The sequence below is a fragment of the Streptomyces sp. NPDC007025 genome, assembly GCF_042869455.1.
In the GTDB taxonomy this organism is placed as follows: domain Bacteria; phylum Actinomycetota; class Actinomycetes; order Streptomycetales; family Streptomycetaceae; genus Streptomyces.
In genome coordinates this window covers 179456-193070 of record NZ_JBIAFT010000008.1, presented here as the reverse complement: position 1 = coordinate 193070, position 13615 = coordinate 179456, and the positions used below count along the sequence as shown (strand labels likewise).

At 70.9% G+C, this 13615-nt stretch carries 18 protein-coding genes; 8 read left to right on the top strand and 10 right to left on the bottom strand.

Annotation, left to right across the window (positions count from 1 at the left end; genetic code table 11):
* Positions 1-140 precede the first annotated feature (140 nt).
* The 3 genes from ACFYMO_RS17585 (at position 141) to ACFYMO_RS17575 (ending at position 3899) form a co-directional block, all read left to right on the top strand.
* Entirely contained in the window at positions 141-1199 is a 1059-nt protein-coding gene (locus ACFYMO_RS17585) for a LacI family DNA-binding transcriptional regulator (RefSeq protein WP_164181811.1), read from the top strand.
* A gap of 240 nt (positions 1200-1439) precedes the next feature.
* Complete coding sequence (locus tag ACFYMO_RS17580) at positions 1440-2795, top strand: MFS transporter (RefSeq protein WP_164181810.1); 1356 nt, start codon at positions 1440-1442, stop codon at positions 2793-2795.
* Between the two features lie 615 nt (positions 2796-3410).
* Complete coding sequence (locus tag ACFYMO_RS17575; RefSeq protein ID WP_164181808.1) at positions 3411-3899, top strand: hypothetical protein; 489 nt, start codon at positions 3411-3413, stop codon at positions 3897-3899.
* Positions 3900-3903: 4 nt separating this feature from the next.
* Here the strand turns inward: ACFYMO_RS17575 and ACFYMO_RS17570 are convergent, their stop codons facing one another.
* Complete coding sequence (locus ACFYMO_RS17570; protein WP_388547238.1) at positions 3904-4239, bottom strand: hypothetical protein; 336 nt, start codon at positions 4237-4239, stop codon at positions 3904-3906.
* A gap of 147 nt (positions 4240-4386) precedes the next feature.
* Between ACFYMO_RS17570 and ACFYMO_RS17565 the strand changes: the two genes are divergently transcribed.
* From ACFYMO_RS17565 to ACFYMO_RS17545, 5 genes are all read left to right on the top strand, one after another.
* Positions 4387-4734 (top strand): DUF317 domain-containing protein, encoded by a 348-nt coding sequence (locus tag ACFYMO_RS17565; protein ID WP_164181804.1) that lies wholly within the window; start codon positions 4387-4389, stop codon positions 4732-4734.
* An 88-nt stretch (positions 4735-4822) separates the two neighbouring features.
* Positions 4823-5035, top strand: coding sequence for a hypothetical protein (locus ACFYMO_RS17560; RefSeq protein ID WP_164181802.1), 213 nt, complete (start codon positions 4823-4825; stop codon positions 5033-5035).
* Positions 5036-5123: 88 nt separating this feature from the next.
* A complete protein-coding gene (locus tag ACFYMO_RS17555) occupies positions 5124-5453 on the top strand; it encodes an esterase (protein WP_358721316.1) in 330 nt (109 codons plus the stop codon).
* A 102-nt stretch (positions 5454-5555) separates the two neighbouring features.
* Positions 5556-5792: a MarR family transcriptional regulator gene (locus ACFYMO_RS17550; RefSeq protein WP_164181800.1), complete on the top strand. Its 237-nt coding sequence runs from the start codon at positions 5556-5558 to the stop codon at positions 5790-5792.
* Positions 5793-5823: 31 nt separating this feature from the next.
* Positions 5824-6057: a hypothetical protein gene (locus tag ACFYMO_RS17545; protein WP_164181798.1), complete on the top strand. Its 234-nt coding sequence runs from the start codon at positions 5824-5826 to the stop codon at positions 6055-6057.
* 71 nt (positions 6058-6128) lie between these two features.
* On the opposite strand, the gene ACFYMO_RS17540 is transcribed toward ACFYMO_RS17545, so the two are convergent.
* From ACFYMO_RS17540 to ACFYMO_RS17500, 9 genes are all read right to left on the bottom strand, one after another.
* Positions 6129-6530 carry a hypothetical protein gene (locus ACFYMO_RS17540; protein WP_388547412.1) on the bottom strand — a complete coding sequence of 134 codons (402 nt, stop codon included), beginning with the start codon at positions 6528-6530 and terminating at the stop codon, positions 6129-6131.
* 109 nt (positions 6531-6639) lie between these two features.
* Positions 6640-8412, bottom strand: coding sequence for a relaxase/mobilization nuclease domain-containing protein (locus tag ACFYMO_RS17535; RefSeq protein ID WP_164181795.1), 1773 nt, complete (start codon positions 8410-8412; stop codon positions 6640-6642).
* Positions 8412-9077: a MobC family plasmid mobilization relaxosome protein gene (locus ACFYMO_RS17530; protein WP_164181793.1), complete on the bottom strand. Its 666-nt coding sequence runs from the start codon at positions 9075-9077 to the stop codon at positions 8412-8414. The genes ACFYMO_RS17535 and ACFYMO_RS17530 overlap by 1 nt, the downstream gene beginning before the upstream one ends.
* Positions 9074-9298 (bottom strand): hypothetical protein, encoded by a 225-nt coding sequence (locus ACFYMO_RS17525; protein ID WP_003972986.1) that lies wholly within the window; start codon positions 9296-9298, stop codon positions 9074-9076. The genes ACFYMO_RS17530 and ACFYMO_RS17525 overlap by 4 nt, the downstream gene beginning before the upstream one ends.
* 102 nt (positions 9299-9400) lie before the next feature.
* A complete protein-coding gene (locus ACFYMO_RS17520; protein WP_164181791.1) occupies positions 9401-10468 on the bottom strand; it encodes a DUF2637 domain-containing protein in 1068 nt (355 codons plus the stop codon).
* Positions 10465-11031: a WhiB family transcriptional regulator gene (locus ACFYMO_RS17515; RefSeq protein WP_109180474.1), complete on the bottom strand. Its 567-nt coding sequence runs from the start codon at positions 11029-11031 to the stop codon at positions 10465-10467. The genes ACFYMO_RS17520 and ACFYMO_RS17515 overlap by 4 nt, the downstream gene beginning before the upstream one ends.
* 119 nt (positions 11032-11150) lie before the next feature.
* On the bottom strand, positions 11151-11858 hold the full coding sequence (locus tag ACFYMO_RS17510; protein WP_164181789.1) for an ATP-binding protein: 708 nt from the start codon (positions 11856-11858) through the stop codon (positions 11151-11153).
* A complete protein-coding gene (locus tag ACFYMO_RS17505; RefSeq protein WP_164181780.1) occupies positions 11858-12877 on the bottom strand; it encodes a hypothetical protein in 1020 nt (339 codons plus the stop codon). Before ACFYMO_RS17505 ends, ACFYMO_RS17510 begins: the two co-directional genes overlap by 1 nt.
* Position 12878: 1 nt before the next feature.
* Entirely contained in the window at positions 12879-13205 is a 327-nt protein-coding gene (locus ACFYMO_RS17500; RefSeq protein WP_164181778.1) for a transcriptional regulator, read from the bottom strand.
* Positions 13206-13615 lie beyond the last annotated feature (410 nt).

Here is a 13615-nt window from a genome sequence, read left to right as displayed (position 1 = left end):
ACGTACTGAGCGGGTGACGAACTTGCGTTTTGAGTAGTGCATCGATTTACTGGTGTTTCGATGCACGAGACTAGGAACGGCAGTACGGGCTGTCAACACAGCGGAAACATTTGGTTTCCGATTCATAGGGAGTGGGGTCAGTGGCCGGGGTAACGATCTACCAGGTGGCACAGGAAGCGGGGGTCTCCCCGAGCACGGTCTCCAACCTGCTCAACGGCCGGAAGGGCAAGATGCTGCCCGAGACACGGTCCCGGGTGGAGTCGGCGATCCGCCGCCTCGGCTACCGCCCCAACCGCGCCGCCCAGCAGCTGCGCACCGGACGGATCCAGATGCTCGGCCTCATCGTGCCGTCCGTGGCCAATCCGTTCTGGGGCACGTTCGCCCGGCATCTCGAAGCGGCGGCGCTGGCGGAGGGCTTCTACATGCTCCTGTGCAACAGCGAGCGAGACCCGGACCGGGAGCGTCGCTACGTGGAGGAGCTCTGGGGCGACGGCATCGGCGGGGTCGTCCTGTGCTCGTCCCTGCCCTCGCTCGACCACGTGAAGCCCACCGTGGAGGCCGGACTGGGACTCGTGGCCTTCGACCGCACCGCGCAGCCCGGTGATCCGCACCGCACGGTGAACATCGGGACCGACAACGTTCTCGGCATGCGCCTGGCGACGGAGCACCTGCTGGCCCTGGGCCACACGCGCCTGGCCTTCGTGTCGGGTTCGATCGGAAGCGTCAACCGGGCCGAGCGCTACAACGGTTTCCGGCAGGCCCTCGACGCCGCCGGTCTCCCCCGGTCGGCCGGCCTCGTGTGGTCGGGAGCCGACACGGTCGACTTCGACGACCGGGACGCCGCCGAACTCGGACGTGTCGCCGCGCTTGAGATCCTCTCTGTGCCCCGGCCGCCGACCGCGATCGTCGCCATCAACGACATGTGCGCGCTCGGCGTCATCGCGGGCGCCAGGGAGGCGGGCCTGGCGGTCGGCCGCGACGTCTCCGTGACCGGTTACGACGACATCATGCTCGCGGGCATGGCCATGCCCGCGCTCACGACGGTGCGGCAGCCGGTGGAGGAGATGGCGGCCACCGCGTTCGCCAGGTTGCGCCAGGTCATGGATGGTGACGGGGAGACCGGTCAGTCGATCCTGCACCGGCCGACCCTGGTGGTCCGCGACTCGACCTCGGCGCCCGCGATGTTCCCGGTCGCGTAGCCGTACCGCTTCTTCTCGCCACGACCCGGACCTGGGCTCTTCATCACCGCACCCGCTCAAGCAACAGGCCCGCCCCTCGCGTCGAGGTGCCGACAGACTGACGCGCTGACGGTCGACGGGCGGTCACGGCCGCCCCGGCGCTTGTCGAGGGCAAACCGCCGGCGCCCCCGGTGGCGCCGGGAGCCGTGCCCTGAAGCCCCGCCCGGCGCCCATCGGACGACGACCAGGAGGCGAACCCGATTGACTACGGAACCCGGAACCGGTTCCGCCCCCACACCCGACCCACGTCCTCCGTCCCGCCCCCTCTCCGCCAAGGCCCCTATGCTGTCCTCACTGAAGGTGAGGAACTACCGGCTGTTCTTCCTCGGCCAGGTCGTCTCCAACAACGGCACCTGGATGCAGCGCATCGCCCAGGACTGGCTAGTCCTCAGTCTCACCGGCTCATCGACCGCCGTCGGCATCACCACCGCCCTGCAGTTCCTGCCCCTGCTGCTCTGCGGCCTGTACGGCGGCGTTCTCGTCGACCGCCTGCCCAAACGCCCCATACTCGTCGCCACCCAGGTGGCCATGGCCCTCACCGCGCTCGCGCTCGCCGTCCTCACCCTGACCGACCGGGTCCACGTCTGGCACGTGTACGCCGCCGCCTTCGCCGTGGGCCTCGCGACCGTGCTCGACAACCCCGCGCGCCAGTCCTTCCTCTCCGAGCTGGTCGGCCCGGAACTGCTGCGGAACGCGGTCGGCCTCAACTCCGCGAACTTCCAGTCCGCCCGACTGATCGGTCCGGCCGTCGCAGGCCTGCTGATCACGGGCATCGGCACGGGCTGGGCGTTCCTCCTCAACGGCGTCTCCTTCGCCGCGCCGCTGGCCTGCATGACGCTGATGCGGCGCCGCGAACTGCACGCGGTCGAGCGCGCCCCGCACGGAAAGGGGCAGCTCCGGGAGGGCCTGCGGTACGTCGCCGGTCGCCCCGACCTGGTCTGGCCCATCGTTCTCGTCGGCTTCTTCGGGACCTTCGCCCTCAACTTCCCCGTCCACCTCTCCGCCTTCGCCGACGACGTGTTCCACGCCGGGGCGGGCGCATTCAGCCTCTTCAACACCCTGGTCGCGGCGGGCTCCCTGGCAGGCGCGCTGCTCGCCGCCCGACACGAGAGAGCGCGGCGGCGGCTGCCCTTCCTCGCCGCACTGGCCTTCGGCGCGCTGCAGACCGTGGCCGCCGTGGCACCGACCTTGTGGAGCTTCGCGCTGCTCATGATCCCCATGGGCCTGTTCGCCATGGTCGTCAACGTCACCACCAACGCCACCATGCAGACCTCGACCGCCCCGACCTTCCGCGGGCGGGTCACCGCGCTGTACATGATGGTCCTCCTCGGCGGCGCGCCTCTCGGCGCTCCGGTCGTCGGCCTGATCACCGACACATACGGCGCCCGGTCCGGCCTCGCGGCGGCGGGCACGGTGGCGGCTGTCACCGCGACGGCGACCGGCCTCCTCCTGGTCAGAGCCGGCGGCCATCGGCTCGCGGTCGGCTGGAGCCGCCACGTCCCACGGATACGAGTCGTGCCCCGAGAGGCGGACGGGAGAGCGGACACGCGTCCGTGACCGGCATCCGCCCCGGCGGGGCGGATGCCGGTCGGATCGCCTTCGGTCACGCCCCAGGCGTCGCCGTCGCGCCGCACGGCGTCCCACGTGGGCGCCATGCTGGACCGTCAGGCCGTAGCGCATTTCGTACCCGCACGGGCACGGGAACTGAACTGCTCGTCGTCGGTCGAGGTCGCTGACTGCGCGCGTTGGGATGCGGGCCCTCGGCAAGGACGTACTCCAGCCCGCGCCCACCGTACGGAACCTTCTCGATGCGGCGTCTTTTCGGCTGCATGCTGTACTGCTTCGCGTAGTCGACGACGCGCCGCCACTCCGCGACCGCGTCGTCGCTCGAGTCCGCGAACCGAACTCGCCCTCCGGCCGAGAGCCGCTTGACCAACTCCCGTGCCTTCGCTCTCCGTGCTTGAGCGACGGCACGCACCACTCAGCAGCCGACCTCCGGGTGATGGCGGCGCAGAGCCGCTCCACGGGGCGGCGCAGAAACGGACGGGACACCCCGCGCCCGCGACCTCTGCCCGGCTGCCGGCCAGCTCGCCGACGCCCCGGCGCGGACGCTGACTCCCACCCAAGGCCGCACTCCACTCGCGACCGTCCCCGCCCAACAGGAGTTCCACCATGCCCACCACCACCATGCTCGACCAGGCCACGGCCATGATCGAGAACGCCTGGGGCCAGCCCATCGAAGCTCTTGAGGTCCTGGGGGTCCGCCGCCCCAGCGAGGACCCGCTCCTGCACTGCGCCATGCACACCCGCGCAGCCCTGGCCATCACGGACAGCGCGGTTACCGTTCACCAGGACCGTCTTCACGCCCTGTCCCGGCATGGGTACGTGCCTGACCCCTACGAACTCGACCGGATCACCGAAACGGCGGTCAAGCTCCGCGTCGCCCACGCGGAGAGCCGTGCGTATCTCCAGGCGACCCGGCGCGTGGTGGAGGCCCGGGGGGCCACCGCACCCGAGGTTGAGGCACCGGCGGTTCGGCTGGCTCAGGCCACTGTCGCCCGCTCCGGGAAGACGCGGCACGCCCCGGGGGCCGCGCCCGAACCGTCCTCTCCGGCGGCGGTCGTAGGGCCGTCAGCGCCCACAACGGGGCCCCGACGTTGAAGGCTTAGCTCCGATTCTCGTCGCGGTGGCCCTCTTCGGCCCGGGGGCCCACCGCGCGGGCCAGCTCCTCCACCGTCAGCTCCACGCGCCGGCCTTCGGCGACCCGGTGCTCCACCGTCTCCTCGTCCGGCCACCGGTCGGGCTGTGCGCCGACTCCCCACTGGCCATCGGCGACCATCGCGATGTCGCCCACGGTCCAGGGCCGTCCTGCGGCGCGGATCTTGCGTTCCAGTCCGGCGCCGTCCCAGTGTCTGCTCGCCTCGGCCATCCCCTGCTCCCCTTCACCGACCTGCGGTCCCTCACCGCAACCCAGGTACGACAACCGCGGTCGCAGATCCATTCCCGGCCAGTCGACCGCTCCGCTGTGGTCTCCAGTTCGCCCACGGCAGACGGCATCCCCGGGAAACGACTACGCACTTCGGCATGCCGCATGCCAACGTACGGGTGTTGGGAAAAACCCGCAGGTCAATGAAGGGATCGTCCAACCGTGAACGCCTCTGCCACCCTCCTGCCCGCCGTCGTCCGCCCCGCCGTGGAAGACCGCCAATGGCTCTCCTCAGACCACTGCGCCGCTCCGGTGCTCGACCTCTTGGACGGTCTCGGCTGGACGATCGCCGAGACCCCGGAGGCCAACATTCACATGACCAGCCCGGAAGGCGGCGTCTACGTCGGCTGGCTTCCCGAAGACCCCTCCGCCTGGGCGCGCGAGATCGTCTGGCGCGTCCAGGTGTTGCCCGCCGACGGCGAGGTATGGGTCCAGGAGTTCGGCGTCCACACCCCTTCCGAGGCTGTCGCCGGATTTCTCGCCGCCCTCGTCACCCACTCCTCGCGCTGACCGCCGGACCACGAGGCGGGCCGACGACGGCCCGCCCCGTACACCGCGCTGGTTCCGGCCCCGTCCCCCACTGCTCTCGGAGTTTCCCTTGCCTCAGTATCTGACCGTCGGCCATTTGGTCCGTCAGCTCCAGGAACTCGACCCCCACCTGCCTGTCCGTCTCGCCGTCAACCCGGACTTCCCCTTCGCCCACTTCGTGGGGGCCGAGGTCGTCGTCCGCGACGGCAAGGCGTACATCGCCGATGACGGTCAGGAGGACTACCTCCCGGTAGGGGCGCGCGACGCCCTCACCTGGGCTTGATCGCTTCCCTACCACCACGGAGGCTTCCATCTCGTCGCTCTCGCGCCCCGCACCTCGTCTCGCGCTGCACGATGTCGCCGTGCGCCGCATGCCGTTCGGCGTGCACAGCGCGCTTCTCCAGCGCATCTCCACCCGCCCCGACGGCCCCCTCGACGTCACCTGGCTCGCCGCCAAGTCCCCCCAACTTCCCCTCGGGCGCATCCGGCTGCGCTGGGAGCCCGCCTCGCGCAGCGGCTGGGACGTCACGGCGTACCTGGGGCTGACCACGGCCGAGGTACTCCTCGGTTCCTGGCCCGCCGCCCCGGACGACTGGCCGCGCCTGATCCGTCCGACCCTGTACGAGGTGACCGGCCTGTGCGCCGCCCTCTCATGCGCGACCGACGCCCTCGAACTCTCCAACCGGCTCTCCGGAGTCTGACCGAGGACCGCCGAAGGCCGCCCCACGCCGCTCAGGCTGGGGCGGCCTCGTCGTGCGTCCACCCGTTCGTTCCGTACGCTCGACCCGACGAAGGAGGACACCATGGCCGACGACCAGAGGCTCTGGGAATACCCAGAGGTCGCCGCCCACCTGGGTATCAGCGTCGGCGCGACCCGCAGCCGCAAGAGCCGGGGCAGCCTGCCCTCGCCCGACGACGACAGCGTTCCGGACCGTCCCCGCTGGAAGCCGTCCACGTTCCAGAACTGGAGGCCGGTCGGCCGGGGATTTCGCAGCGACCTGCACAGCTCCCCCCGACAGGCGACCACGTCGACCGACTGACCGAGCGGGTGCTCGCCCGTAGGCTGCGGGCATGACGCCCGACTCGCAGATGCCCTCGCCCCCGTTCCCCTCGACCAACAACGCCGTACTCGGGTTGATCGTCGGCGGAGCCATCGAGTCAGTCCGTAGCGGCGAGGCCACCGTGGAGGAGGCCATCCTGCGTGCGGCGGTCCACGGCTGGTACGAGGGACACGTCCAGGGTGAAGACGAATGCCCGGGGTGCGACTTCCGGGGTGTGCTGGCGAAGGACAGCGCACGCGGCTGAACCTCACCTGCACGCCGAAGGGCGCCACCGACATGCCGGTGGCGCCCTTCGGCGTTCCGTCTGGTGCTCGCCTACTCCAGGTAGATGCCGGCAAATACGCCGTCGAACCCGAGCGCGGTCAAGCCCGCCTCGACACTCGGGTAGGTCGTCCCGTGCGGGCCGCCGACCAGGGCATCGAAGTCGGCGCGGCCGATCTCGGGCTCGAGCCACTGGTTGCCGCACCGGCAGCGGACCCAGACGTTGCGCCCGTGGTTGATGAGCAGCCAGTCGCGTCGGGCACGGCAGGCGGAGCACATCACGGGCATGCCGCCGAGAGCGAGTTCGCGTGAGTGGCCGACGCAGCGGATTGCCCCGGGGCCGTCGGCCGACCGCGTCTCGGCCTGGAGCTGCAGCAGGGGGTCGGTACCAGTGGGGACGACGGGCAGGACGGGTGCCGGCTCCGTGGTGCGGGTGGTGGTTCTGAGCACGAACATCATCTCCCGGTTGTCGGTCCTGTCTTCATCCGTAACAGCCGGTGGAACCGGCTGTCCATACATTTCGCGGCGTCCGCTCGGCCGGTGGTCTCCGTCCGGTTCGACGTGGTCAGCGACGTGGCAAGCGGCGGTTGGGGTCTTGAGCAGTTCCGAGCGGTACGGCTGCCGTCGCGTTTCGTTCACTGGTGCGGCTGCTCGGCGTAGTGGCCTGGCGGGTGGCGGCCTGCGGACGACGGGCACTGTCACCCGGGTGTGCCGGGAGCTGGGCGATGCGCCGCAGACGCCAGACCAGGACGTCGTTCACGTCGTCGGCGCTGTCGAGTTCGCGCATGTCGATGGCCTGGCGCAGGAGGGCTTCGGAGTCATGGCCTGCCCGCTCGGCCTGGGCGAGGGTGACGACCAAAGCGTCGGTCCTCGCTTGCGTGCCTCCTGCCCGTACGAGCTTCTCGGGCAGGACGGCGCGAAGGGTGGCCTCGTGCATGAGGCGCTGGGCGTCAGGAAGGGCGCGGCCTTGGTCGTGCAGCATGCGCATCGGGGTGGCGGCGGCCTGGCGGTAGGCGGTGCGTAGGTGCGCGGCGGCTTGTCGGGAGGCGTGGGCCTGCTGGGCGTGTCCGCGGGCGGAGTGCCAACGGGCGGCGGCGAGGGTGACGAGGACGAGGGTGGAGAGGAGCATGGCGGTGGTTCCGCCGTCCTCGCCTCGGCCGAGCGCCCCGCCGGCCTGGACGATGCCTCGGGCGGCTGAGCGGAGGGCTCGGGTGTCGGCGCGTTCGGCGCGGACATGACTGCGGGTTGCCCGTTCGAAGGCGCGAGCTGCGGCGGCCAGCTCGGTGCGGGTGGTGGCCGGTGAGGTCTGGGCCACTGCGTCGAGGAGTTCTCCAACGCCGACGAGTTGGGGGGCGGCCTCGCCGTCCTCGTCGCGTTCCAGGAGCGTGGCCGAGCGCTCTGCGATGAGGGCGGCGTTGCGTCGTTGACGGGCGGGCGGTGACCAGTTCGTCCGGTCAGCGCCGACCGCGGGCGCGCTCGGCTCGGCGGCCCCGTCGGTGAGGCGTAGTCGGATCTTCGGAAGGGAGAGGTCGGGGGCCAGTTTGGAGCCGGGGTACCAGACCGGGTCTCCGTCGCGGTTGCGGTCGCCGGGCAGGGCCACGTTGTAGCCGAGCGCGTCACCGGACGGTGCGTGCCGCAGCTTCACCCGAACCCCCGCTTCGCGGAGCCGCGTGAAGAACTCCTCTTCCGAATCCGCTCCCGCCACGGCTCGACGAGCGGCCTCGCGGAGCGTCTCGCGCGAGGTCTCCGGGCGGCCGGTGCGCTCAGCCTTGAACTTCTCGGCGCTGCTGGGATTCTTCGCTGCGGTTCCGTCGCCCGCGTTCAGGCGCCGCAGGCCCATCTCCTTCTCGATGCGGCGGCATGCGGCCTGGGCCTTGTTGAAGTCGTAGTTCAGGCGCGGGTTGCACAGGTCGCCGCGTACGAGGGTGGCGACGATGTGGATGTGGTCTTCCGCGTGGCGGACGGCGATCCACCGGCAGCCGTCGGGGTCTCCATCCGGTGCGATGCCGGTGGCGTGGACGATGCGCTGGGCGACGGCGTTCCACTCCTCGTCGTCCAGCCGCCGGTCCCCGGGGGCGGTGCGGACCGAGCAGTGCCAGACGTGCTTGGCGGGCGCACGGTCGCCGGCCTGCTTGACCCGCAGGTCCAGGGCGGCGGTGAGCCGGGCGAGGGTGGCCTTCGGGTCGGGGTCGAGGCCGGTGTCGCGGCCGGGGTCGGGGGCAAAGCCGTCCCAGGAGCCGACGAGGTGGGCGTCGGTGTGCTCCTCTCGCCGCCCGGGGCCGTACAGGTAGACGAGCAGGCCGTGGGTCCGGGAGCCGCGTCCGATGTCGGGAACCATCACAGCCGCCGGGTCACCAGGTCGTTCGCCGCGTCATCAACGCGGGCGAGAAGTCCGGTCAGCGCGCCCAGCGCGTGTTCGAGTTCACCGGCGCGCGGCTGGCCACCACTGTTGAGGACGAAGGCGATCTGGTTGATGTTGTTGCCGATGCGGGCCAGCGCGGTGCGCAGAGCGGCGAGTTCGTCGATGGCGGTGTCGAGCTGGTCGTTGCTGTGCACGGCGGCGCATCCGCGGGCGGCGCTCAGGCCGGAGACGGCGAGGAAGCGAGCGACGGTGACGCCGCGCTTGGTGGCGGCCTCGGCGATCTCGGTCTTCTCGGTGTCGGAGAGGCGGGTGGTCGTCTTGCGGGTGCGCTCGCTGGGGTTGCGGGTGCGGCGGCGCGGTTTGCGGTCGGGGTAGGCGGGCGTGCTCGGGCTCGGCTGCTCGCGGTGATCGTCGCGATCGGCTTCTCCCCCGGTGACCGGCGCCCCCTGGTGCCGGTTGCCCGGCTGGTCCCCGTGCGCCCTCGCTCGGGGACCAGCCGGGCTTCCCCCGCCCTCCTGGGCGGGGGCAAGTGCGTACGTCGGGCCGTAGGACCGTCGTACGCGATAGCTTGCTCCGCCAGGAGCCGTGGTGGGGTCACGCTGCTGTCCAGCGGAGGTGGCCACCGGGTCGTTGGTGTTCACCGGCTCGTCTCCGGGTCCTGCTGCTGGATTTCACGGACGAGTTCCTCGATCCAGTCCATGGCGAGGACCGGGTGGTGCAGCGTCCAGGGCCGGTCATGCTGCTCGCGTTGCACGATCCAGGTGGTGTCGGGGCCGGACTGGGCGCGGTGGAGGTGTCCGTGCTGGTGCAGGACGGTCAGCCAGGAGTCGACTTCGGCGGGCGTGGCCGGGTGAGTGCGCATCGGGTGCTCTCCGCTTCTGCTGTGGCGGGGTATGTCGGTGACATGCGGAGTGGGTGACCGGCCGGGGTGACCGGTTCGGTCACCCACTCCGTGGAGGTTCGGTCAGGGCCGGGAGGAAGCGACCGGCTGGCGGTGCTGCTCGCGCAGCTGAGCCATCAGCGCGGTCAGGGTGTCGCTGGACAGCGGGATCTGCTGACCTCGGATCGCCTGGGCGACCACCTTGCGGGTCAGTTTGTCCTCGGCCCTGACCGCCGACCGGGCGATCGCCAGCAGCTCCTCGGTGTCCGGGTCAGGACGCCGGTCACCAGTCGGCCGAGCGGCCCGGTCAGTGACCGGAGGCGAGGTGACCGGCGCGGCACTGACCACCGCCGGGCTGTCCTGGTCACCACCGACCGGGGCCGCGCTGCCGGGGCGGTCAGTGACCGTCCGGCCCTTGTCCGCCTGTCCCGGCAGGTCAGGGGCACCATGGCTGCGGTTGTGGTGGTCGGTGACCGACTGGCCGCTGGTCGCCGGGGTCGAGTCTCCGGTCACTGACCGGGCGGCGGTGTCCTCGTCGGTCGGGGACAGTGGCAGCCGGTCGGTCAGAGCGGTGACCGACTGACCGGACGTGACCTGACCGGCCGCTGACCGCTGCTGACCGGCTCGGTCGGTCCGGGTGACCTCGATGGCGTCGCTCCGGTCGGTCTCACCGAGGTGACCGGGCTGACCGAGGTTCTGTCGGCCAGAGCCCTCGACCGGGCCCCGGGCAATGATGATGTAGAGGTGGACCGCTCCGGCCAGTGCGAGCGGGGCGATGGTCGAGAGCACCGCAACCACCGCGTCCCCGAGCTTTAGGCCGGTGCCGACGACCGTGTCCTGGTTGATGCGCACCGCGTGGAGTGCGTTGGCCCAGATGCTGGCGGCGGTGGCCGTGCCGAAGAGCGTCCAGACGTAGAGCCGGGCGCGCAGTGGTGCGTTGCGCAGGACCAGGAGGGCTCGGATGCCGTAGGCGATGAACCCGTCGATCACCAGGGGGAACAAGTAGGTGAGGAAGCCTCGGATGTGGATGGCCACGGCCATCTGCTGCAGGGCGTCGTACGACAGCGCGCACCCCGCGCCCCCGAGCGCCACGACAGCCGCGCGGTCCCACCCGGATATGTGCGCCGTCTTCGACGCGCTTGCGATGTTCATGCCGCCGTCCCGAAGTCGTCGCGGATCAGGCGCTCGCCGCTGGTCTCGGGGGGTGTGGTGTTCGTGGTGGGCTGGTTCAGGGTTCGGTTGCGCTCGGCCCGGCGGATCTCGCGGTACCGCTTCTTGGCGTGCTCCTCGGTGACCTTCAGAAGCCAGGCCAGGCGCTGCTCGCTCACCCCGTGGCGGTAGGCCGCGTACTCGACCGCGCGGCGCTCCGTATGGGTGAGGTGCACGTCGCGTCCGGCGATGGTGGCATTGACGCGGCTGTAGTCGAGGCGGCTGGCGAGCTTGTCGTGCAGCGGCCCGCGCTCCTCTTCCGTCAGGCCGCCACGGATCCCGTCGGTGTCACCCCCTTCGAGAGCGGCGTCCAGGCAGGTGCGCCGGACCGGGCACTGGCCGCACAGGGCCTTGGCCGTGGCGATCTTGGCGGTCTCGTCGGGTTCGGGGAAGAAGACTTCGGGGTCCACCGGGTTGTACTCGGTGCTCTGGCAGACGGCGTCGGCCTGCCAGGTCTGGTCGCCGAGCTGACGGTGCTGGGCGGGGCCGTTCATCGTGCTGGTCATGCGGGGTGCTCCGATCGCTCTCCGCGCGCAGGGGCGTCGGCGGAGAGGTGCGCTGGCGGTAGGTGCCCGGGAGGGACGGCGGTGCGAGGGCGCGGTCCGGCGGGGTGGCCTGTGGAGGGTCAGGCGGCGGCGCTGTGGCGTCTGCGGTCGACGGCCTCGAACTCGACTCGGGTGGTCATCTGCGCGAGCCTGCTGGCGACTCGGTCCCCGAGGTAGGAACGCAGGTCCTTGATCGCCAGGTTGGTCGTGATCAGCGTGGGGAGTTCGTAGTTGTACCGCCGGTTGATCAGCCGGTACGTGATCTCTTCGACCCACTCGCTCGCCTTGGCCGCGCCGAGGTCGTCGATGATCAGCAGCGGGCACCGGCTGACGGCCGCCAGCTCCCGCTCGCTGTCGACCCCGGGCCGGGGGCGGAGATCGGCGTAGAGGTCGGCGGCGGTGGTCGCCCGCCAGCGCGCGCCGACCCCGCTCTGCACCAGCGCTCGGACCGCGCCGTACGCCTGGTGCGTCTTGCCCGCGCCGACGACCCCGGCCATCAGCAAGCTAGGGCCGGTGGTGACCTGTCGTCGGGCTCCTCGGCTGGGGGCGACGGCCGCCTCGGTGACCTCCGCGACCCAGTCCAGGACCCTCGGATGGTCGGCGACGGCCGTCTGGTAGCGCGGGGGCATCCCGGCCAGGAGGGCGTCGAGCGGGGAGAACGGCTCGGGGTCGTCGGGGAGCGCGGCGGCGTCGGCCGGGTCGATGTTGCGGGCGGCCAGGATCCGGGCCATGCGCTCCAGGGTGCCTTCGTTGCCGAGGAGCTGCGGTTCGCGGTGACGGGTGTGCATCACAGCTCCTCGGCGTAGGCGGCAGAAGCGTTGGCCGGGTTGGTCCACGCCTGGTGGGCGGGCACGTTAGGCCGGATTCCCGGCCGCGCCAAACCGCCGGGGCGAGCGTGCATCGCCTCGTTGACCATGCTGGTCAGCACGCTCGGGTGCTTGGGGTTGGCCGTGAAGTTCGCCAGCCCGGCTCGGATGTGCGCCGGTGCGATGCCCTCGTCCAGGAGCTTCTTGATGATCCGGCCGAGGTGCCCGATCACGTCGCTCGGGGGGCGCTGGTCGCACCCGGCGACGTACTCCCCGACGAGGTCCTTGGCGGAGATGCCGGCTGCGGGCGCTGTGCGCCCCGTAGGGACAAGAGATCCAGGATCCAAGATCCTAGATCCAGGCGCCGAGCCTTCGGAGAGGCTTCGGGGAAGGTTCGGGGAGTCCTCGGAGAATGCGGTCTGACCTGCACACTTAGCACCAGCTCGCCCCGCTGTGCCGATCGCGCCGTCGGCAGCCTCCTGCCGGTCGGCGACGGACTCGTCTGCGTGGTCCGGCGTCGTCGAGGCGGGTGCGGCAGGCAGATCGAGGGCTCGGGGAGCCCTCCCGGAGGTCTCCCCGAGCCCTCGGGGATTTGTGGACGACCCCTCGGTCCGCCGGGAGCACGAGCCCTTGCACGGTGCGCACCGGTCGGCGGCCTGGTGCTGCGGGCACGAGGGCAGGCGCGACTGGCTCGGCTTGTCGATCTTCTGGTGCTCGGACCAGGTCACGATGTGGAGGTAGAGGCGGCCGTCGCATCCGGTGTATCGGCAGATCAGTCCGGCGTTCGCGAGCTGGTGGAGGTCGTCTTCGACGTGGACCGAGGTGTGCTCGGCGCGCAGGGGCCAGAGAAGCCCCGCGATGATCGCGGCGTTGTCCCGGTGGCGGCCATGGTCGTCGGCCTGGGTGAGCAGGCCGAAGAAGGTCCGCTCGGCCGCCACGGTCACTTCGGCGAGTGACTCGGACGTGAACGCCTCGGGCTTGACGGTTCGGATCCGAGCCATCTCAGCGGCCCCGCTCAGCGGCGACCAGGTCGCTGCGGGTCAGGGTGGCGTCGACGAGGCAGAAGGTGTGGGGGCGCATCCAGTCCACCTCCGGCCAGACCCGCAGGATCCAGCGTGCCGCGACCCTGGCGGTCGGGCGGCCCAGCTCCAGGGTCTTTCCGGCCTCGTCCTTGACGACGGCGTGCAGATGAGGCCACGTCTGTGTCGGGTCTGTGAGGCTGACCCGGATCGTGGCCGCCCCCGGGATCATGTCGGCGAGCTGTGCGGCGAGGCGGCGCGGACGGCCGTCGTCCGCGCAGGCCGGGCTTCCGCTCGGCGTGGCGAGCATGCGATACTCCGTTGTTCGAAGGAGCGCGGTGCGGCGGTCTCGTGCAAGAAGCCCTGCCGCCCGCGTGATGTGTAATTGGCGCCCTCTGGGTGCCAGCCCGGCGCTTGGGAGTTGGTAGCTCCTCGGCGCCGGTTTCAGTTTTGGGGTCAGATCACGGGTCGTATGCCGGCATCCGTTCCGCCTCCTTTTCGCTGGTCATCGGCCCCTTTCCGGGGCGCTGCCCGGCGTGGGACGACGAACATACGTAGACCCCGCGGACAAGTCCATCCCGTTGCCCGGAAGATCATTTGCGGGCGTCTCACCTCGTCTCGGCCGCACTCGCGAGGGCTATGCCGGCGTGGATCCGCGCCACCCGACGAGCGCTGTAAGCGCTTGTTGCGTGAGCAGTTATGACAGGGAAATATGCACAG

What these genes read in the sequence shown, in the direction of transcription:
- ACFYMO_RS17555 (WP_358721316.1), top strand. Translation starts at nt 5,124, where the DNA reads ATGCCGTTCGGCGTGCACAGCGCGCTTCTCCAGCGCATCTCCACCCGC.
- ACFYMO_RS17515 (WP_109180474.1), bottom strand. Translation starts at nt 11,031, where the DNA reads ATGACCAGCACGATGAACGGCCCCGCCCAGCACCGTCAGCTCGGCGAC.
- ACFYMO_RS17510 (WP_164181789.1), bottom strand. Translation starts at nt 11,858, where the DNA reads ATGCACACCCGTCACCGCGAACCGCAGCTCCTCGGCAACGAAGGCACC.
- ACFYMO_RS17535 (WP_164181795.1), bottom strand. Translation starts at nt 8,412, where the DNA reads ATGGTTCCCGACATCGGACGCGGCTCCCGGACCCACGGCCTGCTCGTC.
- ACFYMO_RS17550 (WP_164181800.1), top strand. Translation starts at nt 5,556, where the DNA reads ATGGCCGACGACCAGAGGCTCTGGGAATACCCAGAGGTCGCCGCCCAC.
- ACFYMO_RS17540 (WP_388547412.1), bottom strand. Translation starts at nt 6,530, where the DNA reads ATGTTCGTGCTCAGAACCACCACCCGCACCACGGAGCCGGCACCCGTC.
- ACFYMO_RS17525 (WP_003972986.1), bottom strand. Translation starts at nt 9,298, where the DNA reads ATGCGCACTCACCCGGCCACGCCCGCCGAAGTCGACTCCTGGCTGACC.
- ACFYMO_RS17570 (WP_388547238.1), bottom strand. Translation starts at nt 4,239, where the DNA reads ATGGATCTGCGACCGCGGTTGTCGTACCTGGGTTGCGGTGAGGGACCG.
- ACFYMO_RS17520 (WP_164181791.1), bottom strand. Translation starts at nt 10,468, where the DNA reads ATGAACATCGCAAGCGCGTCGAAGACGGCGCACATATCCGGGTGGGAC.
- ACFYMO_RS17575 (WP_164181808.1), top strand. Translation starts at nt 3,411, where the DNA reads ATGCCCACCACCACCATGCTCGACCAGGCCACGGCCATGATCGAGAAC.
- ACFYMO_RS17500 (WP_164181778.1), bottom strand. Translation starts at nt 13,205, where the DNA reads ATGCTCGCCACGCCGAGCGGAAGCCCGGCCTGCGCGGACGACGGCCGT.
- ACFYMO_RS17545 (WP_164181798.1), top strand. Translation starts at nt 5,824, where the DNA reads ATGACGCCCGACTCGCAGATGCCCTCGCCCCCGTTCCCCTCGACCAAC.
- ACFYMO_RS17505 (WP_164181780.1), bottom strand. Translation starts at nt 12,877, where the DNA reads ATGGCTCGGATCCGAACCGTCAAGCCCGAGGCGTTCACGTCCGAGTCA.